At 49.9% G+C, this 16341-nt stretch carries 11 protein-coding genes; 4 read left to right on the plus strand and 7 right to left on the minus strand.

Annotated elements, in window-relative coordinates:
* Positions 1-205 precede the first annotated feature (205 nt).
* The 3 genes from MMG03_RS00005 (at position 206) to MMG03_RS00015 (ending at position 3730) form a co-directional block, all read left to right on the plus strand.
* Positions 206-1378: a sugar transferase gene (locus MMG03_RS00005; RefSeq protein WP_073282875.1), complete on the plus strand. Its 1173-nt coding sequence runs from the start codon at positions 206-208 to the stop codon at positions 1376-1378.
* 235 nt (positions 1379-1613) lie between these two features.
* Positions 1614-2990 carry a glycoside hydrolase family 30 beta sandwich domain-containing protein gene (locus MMG03_RS00010; protein WP_249505330.1) on the plus strand — a complete coding sequence of 459 codons (1377 nt, stop codon included), beginning with the start codon at positions 1614-1616 and terminating at the stop codon, positions 2988-2990.
* Positions 2987-3730, plus strand: a complete 744-nt coding sequence (locus tag MMG03_RS00015) for a hypothetical protein (protein ID WP_249505331.1) — start codon at positions 2987-2989, stop codon at positions 3728-3730. Before MMG03_RS00010 ends, MMG03_RS00015 begins: the two co-directional genes overlap by 4 nt.
* Positions 3731-3802: 72 nt before the next feature.
* Here MMG03_RS00015 and MMG03_RS00020 read toward each other — a convergent pair whose 3' ends face one another.
* From MMG03_RS00020 to MMG03_RS00045, 6 genes are all read right to left on the minus strand, one after another.
* On the minus strand, positions 3803-4441 hold the full coding sequence (locus tag MMG03_RS00020; protein ID WP_073155879.1) for a hypothetical protein: 639 nt from the start codon (positions 4439-4441) through the stop codon (positions 3803-3805).
* A 159-nt stretch (positions 4442-4600) separates the two neighbouring features.
* Positions 4601-5410 carry a glutamate racemase gene (murI, locus tag MMG03_RS00025; protein ID WP_073155876.1) on the minus strand — a complete coding sequence of 270 codons (810 nt, stop codon included), beginning with the start codon at positions 5408-5410 and terminating at the stop codon, positions 4601-4603.
* 8 nt (positions 5411-5418) lie between these two features.
* Positions 5419-7641 carry a UvrD-helicase domain-containing protein gene (locus tag MMG03_RS00030; protein WP_249505332.1) on the minus strand — a complete coding sequence of 741 codons (2223 nt, stop codon included), beginning with the start codon at positions 7639-7641 and terminating at the stop codon, positions 5419-5421.
* Positions 7642-7750: 109 nt separating this feature from the next.
* Positions 7751-8758: a lysylphosphatidylglycerol synthase transmembrane domain-containing protein gene (locus MMG03_RS00035; RefSeq protein ID WP_073233664.1), complete on the minus strand. Its 1008-nt coding sequence runs from the start codon at positions 8756-8758 to the stop codon at positions 7751-7753.
* On the minus strand, positions 8748-9899 hold the full coding sequence (locus tag MMG03_RS00040; protein WP_249505333.1) for a glycosyltransferase family 4 protein: 1152 nt from the start codon (positions 9897-9899) through the stop codon (positions 8748-8750). The genes MMG03_RS00035 and MMG03_RS00040 overlap by 11 nt, the downstream gene beginning before the upstream one ends.
* Before the next feature lie 3 nt (positions 9900-9902).
* On the minus strand, positions 9903-10679 hold the full coding sequence (locus tag MMG03_RS00045) for a class I SAM-dependent methyltransferase (RefSeq protein ID WP_073233660.1): 777 nt from the start codon (positions 10677-10679) through the stop codon (positions 9903-9905).
* 257 nt (positions 10680-10936) lie between these two features.
* On the opposite strand from MMG03_RS00045, the gene MMG03_RS00050 reads away from it, so the two are divergent.
* Entirely contained in the window at positions 10937-11749 is an 813-nt protein-coding gene (locus MMG03_RS00050; RefSeq protein ID WP_249505334.1) for an RNA polymerase sigma factor RpoD/SigA, read from the plus strand.
* Positions 11750-11990: 241 nt separating this feature from the next.
* Here the strand turns inward: MMG03_RS00050 and MMG03_RS00055 are convergent, their stop codons facing one another.
* Complete coding sequence (locus tag MMG03_RS00055; protein WP_249505335.1) at positions 11991-16334, minus strand: hypothetical protein; 4344 nt, start codon at positions 16332-16334, stop codon at positions 11991-11993.
* Positions 16335-16341 lie beyond the last annotated feature (7 nt).

The raw sequence follows: 16341 nt of genomic DNA on the forward strand, positions 1-16341 counted from the left end.
CGAACAACAAGATAAAGCTACTGATACGGACTGCCTATGGCTTCAGGAACATGAACAACATGCTGTCGCTGATAATGCTGAGCTGTTCCTATGTAGATGTACAGATAGCCTACGAATGGGAATCGGAATCGAGAGAATCATCTAGCAAGGCTGCCTAAATGCTTCCACACATGTTGATGATGCCTCTTTTTTTATATTTGCGTCCATGGATCAGCAATCTGTAAATCCGGCAATCGGTTCTATTCTCGACGAGCAGAAATTGAAGAACATCGTGTATCCAGCACGATTGTTCAGAGCCCGTCTCAACGAGGAATTCCTTCGTGCAAACCGAACCTGCAAGCCATTCCTTTACATCAAGATTTACGCTCATCAGTACGATTTTTTTGGCTGGGGCAGCCCCAACCAGACCGTAGAAAACACATGGCGAATCAGCATACTCACCATGTTCTCCCATTTGAGGTTCATTGATGTCCTCGGCTACCTCCCCGACGGAAACGGCCTTGGTATCATCCTGTTGAACTCCGACATGTCAACCCTGGAGTCCATCCGTAAGGAAATCCTCCATAAGCTGAACGACGCCGGCCTCATCCAGTCCCTGCGAATCAAGCCCAGAAAACCCATTTTCGAAGCCCACCTCTATATGGGTTCCCAGGAAAAGAACAACCTGGAAATGCAGGCCAAGCTTGACGAGTTCAACAGCACCAACGGAAGTTTCTTCTCGTTGCAGCGCCTGAACCTGGACCATATCTGGCAGCACCCCCACCGCATCCGTTTCCGCCACATTATCAAGCGCATCGTGGATGTGGTCTGCACCAGCGCAGCCATCGTTCTCTGTTCCCCCTTGCTTCTGTTCTGCGCCGCCGCAGTCAAGATCAGCGATCCCAAGGGTCCTGTCATCTTTAAGCAGGTCCGCGTAGGCAAGAACGGCAAACTGTTTACCATGTACAAGTTCCGCAGCATGTACGCCGACGCCGAAGAACGCAAGAAGGAACTGATGAAGCTGAACGAAACCGGCGGCAAGACCTTCAAGATGAAGAACGACCCGAGAATCTACCCCTTCGGCAGAGTTCTCCGCAAGTTCAGCCTCGACGAACTGCCTCAGTTCTTCAACATCATCAAGGGAGACATGAGTATCGTCGGTCCGCGACCGCCTATTCCCTCGGAAGTGGCTGAGTACGAACCGTGGCACCGTATGCGTCTGTCCGTCACACCGGGCCTTACCTGCATCTGGCAGGTCAGCGGCCGAAGCAACATTAGCTTCGAAGGTCAGATGCGCCTGGACAACGACTACATCCGCCGCGACGGCAAGCTGGGCGACGACATCAAGCTCATCCTCAAGACATTCAAGGTCGTGTTCAAGGGCGACGGAGCCTATTAAAAAGTAGGCCTAAATGATTGGCTCCTGGAGCCTATTAAAAAGTAGGCCTAAATAATTGGCTCCTGGAGCCTATTTAGGAAAAAACGGGCCCTATAAAAAAATTTGGGACCAAGAATTTCGAAAGGACGGTCCGTTTATAACGGGCCGTTTTTTACGTTCTTACTTTTAGTTTAACGTTTTTCCATTGCAAATACAAAAAAATTATTTTTGTCTTGGTGTATAGAAAGGAAACAACATGATCAGGAAATTAGTACCCGCAGCTTTGGCTTCCGCTGTAGTTGCATCTGCCGCAACGATTACCGTAGACCCTGCCGACACCAAGCAAAAAATTCTTGGATTCGGAGCCGGTAGCGTTTACTACCAGGACTGGGTTACCGCCATGGGTAATGCTACCCAGCAAGCATTTTACGATACAGCCTTTACCGGTCTAAATCTTTCCATCCTGCGTATCGGCAACTGGAAGCAGGACAGCGAAAAGAGCCTGGCCAACGACGCCGCGATCATCAAGGCCGCAAGACAGCGCCTCGGCAACAAGCTGAAAATCGAAATGTCTTCCTGGAGCGCCCCTCCGAGCCTCAAGCCCAGCAACAGCATCAATGGTAGCGCAGGCAACGGCGACAAGAAGAACAACACCCTCAAGACTTCATCCACCGACCCCTACGGTGCCTTCGTATACGCCGACTTCGCACACTGGTGGAAAACTTCCTACCAGGCCTACGAAGCCATGGGCATCGCACCGGATTACATCTCCCTGCAGAACGAACCGGACATGAACGCCGAGTACGAAGAAACGCTTTTCGAACCGTCCGAAAAGGATGGCATCGCCGGTTACGACAAAGCACTTCAGGCAGTGAGCGACTCCCTGAACAGCCTGGCTAACCCGCCCAAGATTATCGGCCCCGAACCGCTGGGCATCGGCTTCAACAATTTCCAGAACTACATGGCCAAGCTGGACGACAGTAAGCTGGGAGGCTACGCCTACCATCTGTACCACGCCGGCGACGGTAACGACAACTCCGGACAGAACTACCTGAACCCGGAAAATTTCCGCAAGCCCATGAGTTCCATCGCCTCCCGCTGGGGTAGCGATACCAAGCCCTTGATCATGACCGAATTCTGCACCATGGAAAATGACATCCGCGAAGCAGACATGGTCGGCCTCGCCCACATCATGCAAGTCGGTTTCACCAGCGGCAAGCTCAACGCCTACATCGCCTGGGAACTGTACTGGGGCGAAAAGGGTCAGTTCATCGGCGTTTGCGCCGCCAACTGGGGCAACTGCACCAAGGACGAAATCGTTATCGCACCGGAGTACCACGCCATGCGACACTACTCCAAGTTCGTAAATCCCAACGCACGCGTCATCACCAGTACTTCCGACCAGGATGAACTCAAGGTGGTAGCCTTCCGTAGTGTAGGTTGCGATTCCATCTCCGTCATCGCCATCAACACCGCCAACTCCCCCGTAAGCCTGAACGCTCCCAGCATCAATGGCTACAACGCCATCTACGCAGTTCAGTCTGTAGAGAGCGGAGCCAAGAGCAAGGAAATCACAACTAGCGTCAGCTACAATCTTCCGGCCCGTTCCATCACCACCTTGTCTACACCATGAGTGCTGGCGCCAATATCGGCAACTGCGAAGACGCCCCCATTGAAGAAGGCGGCAATGGCGGCAGCAACATTCCCTCCAGCATTACCATCGTAGACTTCAGCAAGGAAACCTCCGCCGGTAAGTGGAGTGGCGAATTCGAAGGCACCCTGGTCACCACCCCGCTGGACGGCGTGTCCCAGTACGTCAAGCTTCCCTTGGCAGGTTGCAATCAGGATGACTGCGGTTACCAGCACGGCGTTTACGCCCTGAGCGACATGGCCCTCGTCTACGATCCTCTCCAGGTCTGCAGCGACCTCGTCATCACCATGCGCGGCGTGGATTCCACCAACTCCGTGAACATCGGCGGCGCAGGCGGATCCGAATGGACTAGCTACCAGTACGGCAACGACGCAAGCGGTTCCGAATGGAGCGAAGTCACCATTCCTCTAACAAACGAAAAAGATGAATCCGGCGCACCCTTCGGTTCCAACAGCCTCACCTTCAACAGCAACGGATCCGGCATTTACATTGCCAAGATCGAAGCCGTCGGCTGCGGCACCACATCCATCCATTCCAACTATAAGTACGCCTTCAACGACAACCACATGCAGGCCAAGCTCTTCGACCTGAACGGCAACCTCCTCTGGACAGGCACAAAGAACCAGGCACTGAACGACAACGGCACTCTCCGCCTCGACGTCCGCCAGGGAACATACATCCTGAAGACAAGCTCCAGTTCTATTAGGGCCGTCAAAAAATAAAGTCTAACAATAAAGAAACAGAAAAGGCCGTGGATTTCATCCACGGCCTTTTTCGCATAAAAATTTAAAGGATTAACCTTCTTCCAAAGCTTCCTTGTATTCGTCGACGGTAGCGATATATTCGTCGATCATATCTTCCTTGGAATCCAGGTAAGAAAGGATCTGTTCAAGATGTTCCTTCTGGAATACAGCCTTCAGCTGACGGGAAGCGTGACCGCGGTAACCCCATTCCTTGAGGATTTCGTCGGTAACGACAAAGGAATCGTTCATGGAGACAAAGCGCATGGGACCATAAACAGCCCAGTTGTGTTCCATCTGCATGCATTCCGGTTCCTGAAGTTCCGGATTAGCCATGTAGCGCTGGATGTGGCGGGTACGAACGTCCTTGATCTTATCGATGCGCATATAACCCATGATCAGGTACTTGTTGCGCATTTCGGAATCGCTGAGACCTTCGTAGCGGGTACCGAAAAGAATGTAGCGGCTCTTGGCCTTGAGGATAGCATTCACAGCCTTCACATTGTAGCAGCTCACGAGGCCATAGGTGCTGGTTTCGTAGTTCGGTTCAGAAAGGAAGCCCTTGCCATTTTCGTTGAGCTGGTCGCGCACCGGCATTTCAGACTGGTGGCTAGTTTCTACATAAAGCAAGCTGCCTGCGGCGTTACCGCGGTAGTCCTGCCAACCATCGAGATTAATCTGTGTCTTCGGCATTTTTATACAATCCGTTAATTATACTCGAAATAGATTCGACTTGGTTAGACTTCGAGAACCCCGGACTACGGCCCGAGGTCCCCCCTTTAATTAAAACTCTCACGGGCGGACCATCCTAGATGGTTCGTCGTTTTTTGTATAAGATACTAATTTTGTAAGTTAAAAGGTCAGCGATTCAGCAGAAATGTCCTGCATTCCAAAGAAAAAGGCGCCTTTTTCAAAGAATTCGGCCGTATCTGTAGTCAAAAAACTGGTTTTACCGTTTTTCGCAAGTCGTTTTTCTATTTCCGGGTGACGTTTCAGATAGTCGACAGTCTTGTCCGCCACGATACTCCCCTGAAACACCAGGTTCACCCCCGGCGGAGTAGATTCGCGGATAGCCTTTTCCAGCAGCGGATAGTGGGTACAAGCTAAAAGGATGGTGTCGATTTCAGGATCCTCACGTAAAACGGCCTCCACCTCCTTTTTAACAAAGTAACGAGCACCATCGGATTCCCGTTCGCCATACTCAACCAAGGGCACCCACATGGGGCACGCATGCTGAGTCACTTTCAGCTCCGGATAAAAATGGTTGATCTCGATGGGATAGCTTCCCGAAGAAACCGTTCCTGCCGTCGCAAAAATCCCGATATGCCCCGTCTTACTGACACGTCCAATTTCTTCTGCAGTGGGACGGATAATCCCCAGCACCCTGCGATCAGGAAATTCAAAAGGAAGCACCTGCTGCTGGATACTGCGAAGGGCTCGTGCAGAAGCTGTATTGCAAGCTAGGATCACCAGGGGGCATCCACGACTAAACAGTTCACGAACCGCCTGCAACGTATAGCGGTAAATGGTTTCAAAGCTACGGGAACCATAGGGAGCGCGGGCATTATCCCCCAGATACAGGTAGTCGTACTGCGGCAACACCTTTTGCAAATCCCGCAAAATAGTTAGACCGCCAAAACCGGAATCAAAAACACCAATCATAGCAGTCCCTACCTCAATGCACTTTCCATACGATCATGAACCATAGGACACAAATCCTGCTTCGGATCAATATCGGGATTGGATTCCTTCAACGCCTTCACGTCAATAGGATCAAGAATTTTCACCGTCACCTTGCACGGTCCGGCATTCTTTCGTTTCTCCCAGACAGCGGCAGAGCCCTTGATGACCAAGGGAAGAATGAAGCCGTCATTTTCGTGGGCAAAATAGAACGTGCCGCTCTTAAAAGGACCCAAAGCTCCGTCTTTACTGCGGGTTCCTTCAGGGAAGATAAACAAGCGGGGAGCAGCTCCTCGTTCCGCGATAACACGTCGTACGGCGGCTGCGGCACCACCCTTGGAACGGTTCACCAGGGCACAGCCAATCTGCTTCATCCAAAAATGAAGGAACGGCACCTTGCCCAGAGACTCCTTGGCCACAAAACCAAATGTCCGCTGAAGGGCAAGAAAAACCATAGGGATATCCGAAAATGAGCCATGGTTTCCAACCGCAAATACGGGGCGAGTCCAATCCACTTTGCCGAGCGCAGCCTGATTTTCAATATTCAATTCCACACGGAGCATCTTCAAACAGAAAGCAGAAAAGAACTGGATACGGCCATCGACCCAAGGAGTCATATCTCCGCCATGCCGCCACTTGGCATAGGGCACACGAATCATCTGCACACACAAGTAGCCAAGAACAATCAGGACGACATAAATTCTAAAAAAAACGAGAGGCATCATCAAACCTTTAGACTTACAGGAGCTTTCCTTCGGTAAAAAACTGGAACGTTTGAACTTACACAACTGCCCCTTCCAAAATCTACGTTTGCAATATAACAAAATCAGACAGGCCTCCGCACGAGTCACCCCCACATAGTACAGACGACGCTCCTCTTCCAACTGCCTTTTCCGCTGAGACCTAGATCCCGTACACGCCCCAGGAGTCAACCCCTCGGCAAGCCCCGCATAATAGACCACCGCGTACTGCAACCCCTTTGACGCATGCACAGTTTCCACATGCACCCCGTTTTCCAGGACGGCCCCTTCCTCACCATTTTCTGCAGGCCCTCCCGCAATGGGAATGTTATAATCCCGCAGGGCCTCTTCATAATAAAGCCGCTGGCGGTTATACCTTACAAGAATGGCAAAGTTTTTCCATTCCAAGTCATAGCCCATCCGAAGTTCCTTAATGGACTGAACGACCTTCTGCATTTCCTCCACCGGATTATCGGACACCCACACTTCAGGTTTCCGATTTTCCTTGAAGATGGGATTCCCCTTGGAGCCCGAAGGATTTCCAGCACGCAGGACCTTCCGCAAATGAATGGGCTTATTCGTAAAAATCTGATTCGCCAAATGAAGTACATTGGGAACGGACCGGTAATTCCATTCCAGGCGAATCAGCGTGCTCTCCCTAAAATCGTCTCGGAATCGGTTAATATTGCCGATATCAGCCCCGCGGAAACCATAAATAGCCTGGTCATCGTCCCCCACAACAAAAAGGGATTTCCGATTTCCAAGCAGACCCTTAACCATACGGTATTGAGTCGGATTGATATCTTGATATTCATCAACAAGAATTTCAGACCAAAGACTCTGAAAATAGTCCCGAACAAAGGGAAACTCTTCGATCAGGCGAATCGCCTCAAATATCAAATCTTCAAAAACCACACGACCAGTCTGATGGACTTCCTCCCGGAGGGGTGCCAACTTCTTTTGCAGTTTTGCCGACAACCCATAAGAAAAGAGATTTTCACGAAGGACTGTTCCACTTTTTATTTTAAGTTCCATAAGCCGATGGGCAAAGTTTCTCTCTGCAGATTCTGTCGGAGAGGGAATCTTCTTAAACCCCAGCAACTCGTACGCACACACCTCCCCCGAAGAACCATCCCCATTTGCAGGAACCTTACACTTCAACATATAAAGCGCAAGAGAATGAAACGTGCAAAGGCGCACCCCCGCATTAGGGAACAAGGCCTGTACACGCTCCCGCATTTCAGCAGCCGCCTTAGCCGTAAAAGTCAGCGCTAGAATTTTTTCGGGAGCCACACCGCAAAGTATGCGGTACTGGATGCGCTTGGTCAACACGGATGTCTTTCCCGACCCCGCACCAGCCAAAATCAAAAGCTGAGCCCCAGATTCGTGATCATGCAAAACAGCGGCCCTCTGGTCAGAATTCAAGCCAGAGAGAATTTTTTCAGCCGGACTTTCGGCAGATTTCATGTCCATACAAACCCGTATGGAATGGGATGATTTACATGTAAATCACCACCGGTATATAAAAAGACCGCATAACAGAACGTCTAACCGTTCTATAAACGGACAAGTTAAGACAGCCCTAGTCGGCCTTCTCGGCAGGATCCGCATTTTTCGCAGATCCACCAAGCAAGAAAACGAAAGCCCCAAACAAGCTGAGAATCAAACTTACGAAGTAAGCCAGGAGCTGGATCACCACCGATTCCAGGTTAGGGACACCGGCTTTCGCAAACAAAGATTGAGCCAGCAATTCACGAGGGCCAAATCCGCCAATGGAAATAGGCAAGGCGCTAATAATCGCCACCAGCGGGATGTAGTAGAAATACCAGGAAATCGAAAGATCTACACCGACTGCAATTCCGCAAAAGAAATGCACAAGGATTCGCAAAGCCTGCGTCACCGCCGACAAACTGCTAATAGAAACCCAGAGTTTCACAGAACGGAAATGCTGAAAACGTTCAAACATACGGAGCATGCGAGCATTCACCTTCTCCGGGAAAACTTTCGCCATGATCTTACAAAGCAGTCGGCCGAGCCTACGACTAAAGAGGGAGGCGAACAAGGCGCAGAATCCAAGGCATATCCAGACTGAAGGCCACATAAAGGCACGCTGTTCCGCATCATGCATAAAGAACAGAAAACCGACAGCAAGTGCAAACAACGTAATAAAGAACAATCCAAACAGACGATCAAAGAACGTCGCCGTAAGTCCAGCCCCGACAGTATCCTGCCCGCCCTGCATGCGGATATCATAAACCTTCTTGGCGTCGCCACCAACATTACCGGGCATGAAGTTGTTAAAGAACAAGCCGACATAATACAACTTCAACAGACGTCCATAAGAAAGATGGACATTCTGACGCTCCAGCAAAAGTTTCCACTGCAAGCAAGCCGTAAAGTTGGACAAACCCAGACAAAGAAGCGCCAGCACAAACGGGAGCACGCTCTTGACAGTGAACAATTCGTACAAGTCCCCGACATTCCAATCGGGCGCCAACACTATGTTTCTATACACAAAGTAAGCAGGAACCAGCGTCACCACCAGCTTCAGGCAGAACACCATAAAGGGCTTCATACGATTATTCTTCATCGTCACCCCCAACCTGATGTTGGATCACAAGATTCTGCATCAAGTTCAAAGTCATGTCAGCCGCAATATCCCAGCGGAATTCATCGGCATAAGCAGCGGCACCGGCCTCCAGGCGAGTCCTCAAGTCATCGTTACTATACAGGCGATCCATCTCAGAAGCGCAGGCATCCGTATCACCCGCCTGAAAGAGCAGGCCCGTCTCGCCATTACGCACACTGTCTCGAAGACCAGGCACATCGCAGGCAATGGTCGTCGTACCAAGCTTCGCCGCTTCCACAACCGTAAGACCCCAGCCTTCCTTATAGCTAGTCTGCAGCAAGGCCGTGGCTCCGGCAAGCAGTTCACGTTTTCTTTTAGAACTGACAAAGCCAAGAAGGTCCACCTGACTTTCAAGATTATGCTGTTGCAACCAAGCAGGAAGTTTCTTCAACAACGGGCCATCACCCGCCACCACAAGTTTCACATCCGGATGATTCTTGGCAAACTTTTCAAAAGCCTCAAGAGCCGTCCAGATTCCCTTATAGCGATGAACGCGGGACAGCCACAAGAAATAAGGCACGCCCATACCCGCAGAGGCAACGCTGCCAACGGAAGAACTATCCTCAACGCGGCAATCATCGGAACCGTTATAAATTACAGAAATACGGGACTCATCCACGCCGATCTCGTTCAGTTCGCGCTTGGTACTGGGACTCACCACCACAAAGGGTTCCTTTCGGTAGAACCACGGAATGATGGTCTCAAAGAGCCACACGCCCAAGGCAACCGGGAAGGACGCCTCATGGAAAATGGAACCACGCCACAAGTGATGCATCTGCACCAGCACAGGCTTCTTCGTCAGATAAGGTGTAAACAGGGGAAGCTTGTTCAGGTCTTCCACCACCACATCAAAATCAAATTCCCGATCCAACTTCTTTAAGTACAGCGCCGTATTCACCTGGAACAGCAAATCGCCACCCTTGCGGATTACGGTAATTCCGTCCACTTCTTCCCGGGACTTACATCCAGGGAACGCGGTCGTAAACAGGACCACCTTGTGGCCCATCTGGGCAATTAACGAAAAAATTCGGTGTAGGTGCTTTTCGGCGCCCCCGGCAGCGGGGTGCAGTCGATCGCGATAGTTAACGACAAGTATGTTCATCAGCTAGGGCTTACGACCCAAGACTCCAATGCAAAGCTGAGTGTAATGCATAAGCGGATTGGTTTCCAGGGAATCCAGCAAGGAATCCTTGATCTTCTGGTAGGCCGTACCCTGCAAGGGATACTTAGGCAGTTCAATGCCCACCTTAAAGCCCAGTTCACGAACCATGCGATAATACAGATTGGGACGCATCCAGTCGCCATACTGGTAGACATTTTCAAAGCCGGCGTCATTCATCAGCTTCTTCAGCTGGGGCATGGTAAACTGTTTTTCCCAACCGGCAAACCACTTATCCATAGCAATCAGGATATGCTTGATAACAGTGTAAGGATGAACCGTCTGGGGCACGTCACAAAGGCAATGCCCACCATGCTTCACAATGCGGTAGTTTTCCTTAAGCAGGGGCAGCGAATCCTTGAAATGTTCAGCCAGACCCTGATGGAAAACCAGGTCAAAGGTATTATCCGGGAAGGGAGCCTTGAACGCATCGCCGCGAACCAGATGAAGATTGGTCAGGTTTTCCTTTTCACGAAGGGAATTCACAATCTTCAGGCTATTTTCGGCAAAATCCAGGACATAGACTTCGGCTCCCAGGCGGGCCAGTTCCGCGCTATCGCGACCAGTACCGGCCCCCACTTCCAGAACCTTCAGCCCTTCCAGCTTAAAATTCTTCTTAATCGTTTCAATGACCGACGGGGACGAAGGGTAAACCTTGTCCATATCGTTCTTTCTTTTCCAAAACCTGTTCCAGACAGATTGATCGGGTTCTTTAATTGACATAACGAGCTAAATATACGAATTTGTCAAAAAGAAGTGGGCCCCCGATTTACGAATGCAACAAATACGAACATTCAACCATAAGTCATAAAATAATGACAAATTTTGTTTAAATTTCAAGACAAAACATCTAATTTTTCTAAATTTCGTTACACGTCGTGAAATAAAATGCCCTTTTCGCCCTTTATTTCGCAAAAATTTACACTATTGGCACGCAACTTGCTTTAAAAAATGCGATATTAAAGGAGTAAGGTTTAAACATGCATATTGATTCTACTGATACTACTCTAAAGCGTTACCTAGAAGATATTCGTCGCACCGCTCCCCTCTCCAGAGATGAAGAACAGATTCTTTTCCAGAAAGCAAAAGAAGGCGATAAAATCGCCCGTAAAAAGCTGATCTCTGCAAATATGCGTTTCGTTTTGAAGGTGGCAATCCAGTACCGCGGTTGCCCCATCCCCCTGCCGGACCTGGTTAGCGAGGGTGCTATGGGCCTCGTCCGCGCCATTGAATCTTTCGAACACACCCGTGGCCTTAAGTTCATTTCTTATGGCGTGTGGTGGATCAAGGCTTATATTACCCGTGCTATCAACGAACAGGGCAACCTGATTCGTCTCCCTGCAAACCAGCACCTCCGTGTGCGTAAGGCATTGCACGAACAGTCCCGCGGTAAGGAAATCAACGAAGAAATCCGCGAATTGATTCAGATCGGTCAGCGCGGCGTTTCTTTCGACAGCCCCCTGAAGGCAGACTCCAAGGCAACTTACGCCGAAGAGCTCCCCGATGGCGGCGCTTCCAATCCCGAAGCAGAATCCGAAATCCAGAGCGTCGAAGCATTGGCTCGCGACCTTATGGAACAGCTGCCGGAACGCGAAGCAAAGGTTATTACCGGCATCTTCGGTATCAACCAGGAAGCTCCTCAGACCCTCCGTGAAGTGGGCGAATCCATGAACATCTCCCACGAACGCGTGCGTCAGTTGCGTGACCAGGCACTCCGCCGTATCCGCAAGTACAACAGCAAGGAATTCCTCCAGGAAAAGAAAGACGCATTTTTGGCAGCCATTAACAAGTAATGGCCGCTTAGATGCAGGGGGCCCTGCACATATCCCCTATGAGGACAATTCTCACTAAGGCAACAAAGTTGCCAAGTGTTTATTAGCCCTAGACCCCTTGGCAGACGATTTTTATCGTCTGCTTTTTTTGTGTAGGTACTGCCGGCGATCGCTTTGACGCAGGGGGCTCCGCCCACCTCATTGAACAGAAAAGGCTCCCGCGATTTTTGCGGAAGCCTTTTCAATTTTCTAGGATAGCGGATTATTTCTTCTTGCTCTTTTTGCGGCGAACGCCCCACTTATCCTTAATCTCTTCTTCGATCTTCTTGTTTTCATAGCGGACCACCATCTTGAACTGGACGTTGTACACACCAGTTCCAACAAAGCGGCCGTTATGATCCTTGAAGTTCCAGTTCACGAAGACCTTCTTATCGGTTTCCAGGCAGTTGCCACCAAACTTGGGGCTGTTACAGGGAACCGTAATAATGGTGTCATTCACATACTGGCCCAAATGGTCGAAGAAGTTCACGATGAACGAGATGTAGACATCTTCAGGCTTCAGGGAATCCAGCACAGAAGGATCGTAGGAACCATCTACACCGACCTGAGCGCGATCCAGGAGCTGCGGCACGAAGCGTTCACCCAACTGAACCAGCTGACCCAAGGCGCCGTCCTTTTGCAGGTCTTCCTTAGTCGTCGACCCAGGCACATAGCGGAGGTTCACGGAGCTTACAGTCTGGAGAGTGTAGCTCTTATCGCCATCTTCGTCAACGACGCGATCATCATTGGCATCGAAGGTACCCATATTAGTAGCCTCAACCAAATGGTTCAGCAAGCCACCAATAATAACCGGCTGAGGATCGTCGCCAGCAACGTTGCCATAGTTATCCTTAATGGCATCCTTGGCACCCTTACGGACAATCAGGGAGTCGCCCGGCATAATGGTAGATACGCCACCATCCAGAATCAACTTGACAGAGTAGCCATCAGAGGACCATTCCATACGCATGGGATCCAGTTCGATAGTCTTTCCTCCATGAATATAGGAGAAGAAGTCTTCGCCCTTGAGGTTCTTGGTAAGAATCGGTTCAGAGAAGGTCACAATCAAGGTGTCAGCCTTGGAACCATAGCTCAGGAAGGCCTGAGAAACCACAGGAGACATCTTGTCAACCGGAGGCACGGTTTCTTCATTCACGAAGGTTTCATTAAACACGCTGTAGTACGTGTAGATGGTAGCCTCGGGCAGATCTTCGCGAATGCTGGTGACTCCAGAAGCCAGCGGAGTTGCGGCATGGACATCCCAGATGACTCGGGTAGAGTCCTTAGGATCAATACGCAATTCACCAGGCTGAGCCTGCAGCTGAATCAGCAAGCCTCTGCTGCTATACCACGGGAAGGACATGTACACAGACTCAAGATCTGCAGCCGTCAGCTTCTTGTCGAACACGGTCACAATCTGGTCCAGAACGCCGTCTCCATCGGTATCCCAGTATTCCGAGTTCTTTGCAGAGGCAAAGCGGTCCGTTACCGTCACAGGGATTTCACGATCGTATTCATCAGAAGTAATGTACGGCAAGCTGCTGAAGGTCACGTTAGGATACAGAGACACGCTATCCTTCTTGCCGCCCTTGAGATCAAAGGTCTTTGCAACCAGGATCACGATATCCTTTGTAGGCATGTACACTTTCTTAATCTGACCCACGTCGAAGCCATAACGTTCAGCTTCCTGCTTGAGCATAATCAGCATTTCAGGAGAACCAACGTCAGCCGGAATCAGATCAATACTGAACTGCAGGAACAGGGAGTCCATACCGTTAGCATTGCGGATTGCATATGCATCCTTAATCACAAAGCTACCCACTTCAACAATGGAAGATTCTCTACCATAAGTAGCACCCTTACCATCACCGTAGTAAATCAGAGCCTTTGCATCCTTCGGGAATTCGCCCACGGCCGGCAAGCCCTTGACCTTGCTTACGTCAACCAGGATTCGATCCTTGGAATCATTAAGCTTCGGATTAGCGCACTTGATAGTATCCTTACCCAGAACGATCTTCACGCTATCCAGATCATAGTTGCCGGAGAGGGAATCGTTCAGGAGAATTTCCATGTAGTCCAAGGTATTGTTGCCATCAGTATCCTTGATGTAACCGACACGAGCATCAGGAATAGGATCGTAGAAGGTGATGTTGTCGATGATAATCATTTCACCGCCACCTCTAACCTTAATGGCACCACCAGAAACCACCTTATCAGAAGTTACGTAGAAGGTCACGGAACCATCAGAGTTAACCTTGATTGTCTGAGTCTTGGTACCGCCATTTTCCTTATCGATCAAGGCGATTACAGATTCAGAAATAATTTCCAGGGAATCCACATCACCGAAGTATTCCTTCACCTTAGAAGAGTCCAGAGTAATTGCCAGAACCTGTCCAACCTTTGCGGTATTCTTTCCAGAGTTGTATTCCAGATTCAGAGAATCACCCTTGGGCTTATCATTCAGCAGGTAACTGTTACCATTAATTACCACGGAATTCTTAGTACCCGGAGTCGTGGGATTCAAGACGATTACGCTAGCCACGGCAGAGTCACCCTTGTCAAAGTCATCTGCAGAAGGATAGCTTTCGTAATCAGAACCTTCATTCTGGATGTAATCATCAGCACCATAGTAGACTCTGGAGGAGCTGGACTTTCCGTCAACATCTTCACCGGCTCCGATACTTCTGCTAGAAGAGGAATTGTTACCGGAATTACCGCCGTTGGAACCGCTGGAGCCATTGCCGCCATTGGAGCCGGAGCTGCCATTACCGCCATTGGAACCAGAGCTGCCATTGCCGCCATTGGAATTGCTGGAGCCATTGCCGCCATTGGAGCCGGAGCTGCCATTACCATTGGAACCGCTGGAGCCATTGCCGCCATTGGAGCCGGAGCTGCCATTGCCACCATTGGAACCGCTGGAACCATTGCCACCGTTAGAGCCACTAGAGCCATTGTCGCCGTTGGAATCGCTGGAGCCATTGCCACCATTGGAGCCAGAGCTGCCATTACCATTGGAACCAGAGCTGCCATTGCCGCCGTTGGAACCGCTGGAGCCATTGCCACCATTGGAACCAGAGCTGCCATTACCATTGGAACCGCTGGAACCATTGCCACCGTTAGAGCCGGAACTACCATTAGAGTTAGAACTTCCGTTGGAATTGCTAGACTTGCCAGAAGTACTGGAGCCACCCTTAGAAGAGCTGCTTCCACCCAGGCTACTGCTAGATCCATTATAGGTAATCAAAGCAGAACTACTCTGATTGGTTTCTTCGGAAAGATCTTCGTCTGCGCCAGACGTACCACCTGCGCGGTCGACAATAACACCTTTAAGAGGGGCCAAATCGTCCAAAAAGTTGTCAATCCACTGCACATGGATAAGGATATTATCCTTGATCAGCTTTTGGGAATTGCCTACATAGTCCACAAAGACCATGTGGCCTGTGTTACTGGCAACAAACAAATGACCATAGCCATCGACAGTACCCTGGTCAAGGCGCCAACCGGTATAAGCACCATCCTTCGTTCTCGGGAGAGTCAAATTTTCAAGAGTTTCCTCAAAGAAATATTCACGCATATCGATGGTGGCGACCACCTTGGCCTTCAAGGCACCGTTTTCACGGTAGGGCTGAATCTGAACAATCTTGGAACCACCGAATACGAAGATGGTCTTGGAGTATTCATCATAAGTGGCACCATGAGCACCTTCCAAGGAGTCAATCAAGATCTTCGTGCCAAAGGATTTGATGACCTTTTCGCCCACCTTTCCACCATAGGTACCGATATTTCCTTCAGTTACCGTTACATAGGTTGTATCAGTGAAATACCCGAAATAGGCGCCACCCCTTCTCTCTTTAATTTTATCGGCAGTACAATTTTCGTGATTCGGTTCGCAACCACCACCCATATAGTCAGAATAGGTAAAGAACGCAGTTCCATCACCATCCCAAACTATCGTAGCAAGATTCTTATCCTTTCGGCGATTCGAAGCATTCGGTCTAAGTTCAACGTGATAACCCTTAGAAGAGAAGTTCTTCTCGGTCACATCCGTTTCGGTAGAGAACCTAAACAGAGGCCCAGGAATACCCGAACCCCACAAAATCTTCTGGGTAGGATCCATCATCAAGTGCCAAATACCAGAAGTCTCCTGAGCAGGAGTACCTGATTTCACAACACAGTTGTTTCCATTACCAGCAGTTTTGCTCACCTTATAGATGGTCTTCTGTTCCTGACCTGCAACAAGCAAATCACCATCAGGATGCTGAACAATACCGTCGGCACCATGAACACCATCATTGTAAGAACAAACCACCTTCTTATCAGAAGGTTTCATTAGCAGGTAGCCAGCACCGTTGTACTGATAGCTGATACCCTTGACACGGTCACCGACCCCATCATTCTGGTACTTTGTGTAGTACAGAGTAGCCTTGGAAGAGGGATGAGGGACAATGTCACCCACCTGCTGAATCCAAATACCGGTCGCCGGATTTTCCGGGGCGGGCATATTTGCGGCCACAGCGGAACCAGCCGCCATGAGCATAGCTGTTATGTATCTTGTAATCTTCTTCATATCACTA

The organism is Fibrobacter sp. HC4, assembly GCF_023373925.1.
Taxonomy (GTDB): domain Bacteria; phylum Fibrobacterota; class Fibrobacteria; order Fibrobacterales; family Fibrobacteraceae; genus Fibrobacter.

What these genes read in the sequence shown, in the direction of transcription:
- MMG03_RS00050 (WP_249505334.1), top strand. Translation starts at nt 10,937, where the DNA reads ATGCATATTGATTCTACTGATACTACTCTAAAGCGTTACCTAGAAGAT.
- MMG03_RS00055 (WP_249505335.1), bottom strand. Translation starts at nt 16,334, where the DNA reads ATGAAGAAGATTACAAGATACATAACAGCTATGCTCATGGCGGCTGGT.
- MMG03_RS00020 (WP_073155879.1), bottom strand. Translation starts at nt 4,441, where the DNA reads ATGCCGAAGACACAGATTAATCTCGATGGTTGGCAGGACTACCGCGGT.
- MMG03_RS00040 (WP_249505333.1), bottom strand. Translation starts at nt 9,899, where the DNA reads ATGAACATACTTGTCGTTAACTATCGCGATCGACTGCACCCCGCTGCC.
- murI (WP_073155876.1), bottom strand. Translation starts at nt 5,410, where the DNA reads ATGATTGGTGTTTTTGATTCCGGTTTTGGCGGTCTAACTATTTTGCGG.
- MMG03_RS00030 (WP_249505332.1), bottom strand. Translation starts at nt 7,641, where the DNA reads ATGGACATGAAATCTGCCGAAAGTCCGGCTGAAAAAATTCTCTCTGGC.
- MMG03_RS00010 (WP_249505330.1), top strand. Translation starts at nt 1,614, where the DNA reads ATGATCAGGAAATTAGTACCCGCAGCTTTGGCTTCCGCTGTAGTTGCA.
- MMG03_RS00015 (WP_249505331.1), top strand. Translation starts at nt 2,987, where the DNA reads ATGAGTGCTGGCGCCAATATCGGCAACTGCGAAGACGCCCCCATTGAA.
- MMG03_RS00035 (WP_073233664.1), bottom strand. Translation starts at nt 8,758, where the DNA reads ATGAAGAATAATCGTATGAAGCCCTTTATGGTGTTCTGCCTGAAGCTG.
- MMG03_RS00045 (WP_073233660.1), bottom strand. Translation starts at nt 10,679, where the DNA reads ATGTCAATTAAAGAACCCGATCAATCTGTCTGGAACAGGTTTTGGAAA.
- MMG03_RS00005 (WP_073282875.1), top strand. Translation starts at nt 206, where the DNA reads ATGGATCAGCAATCTGTAAATCCGGCAATCGGTTCTATTCTCGACGAG.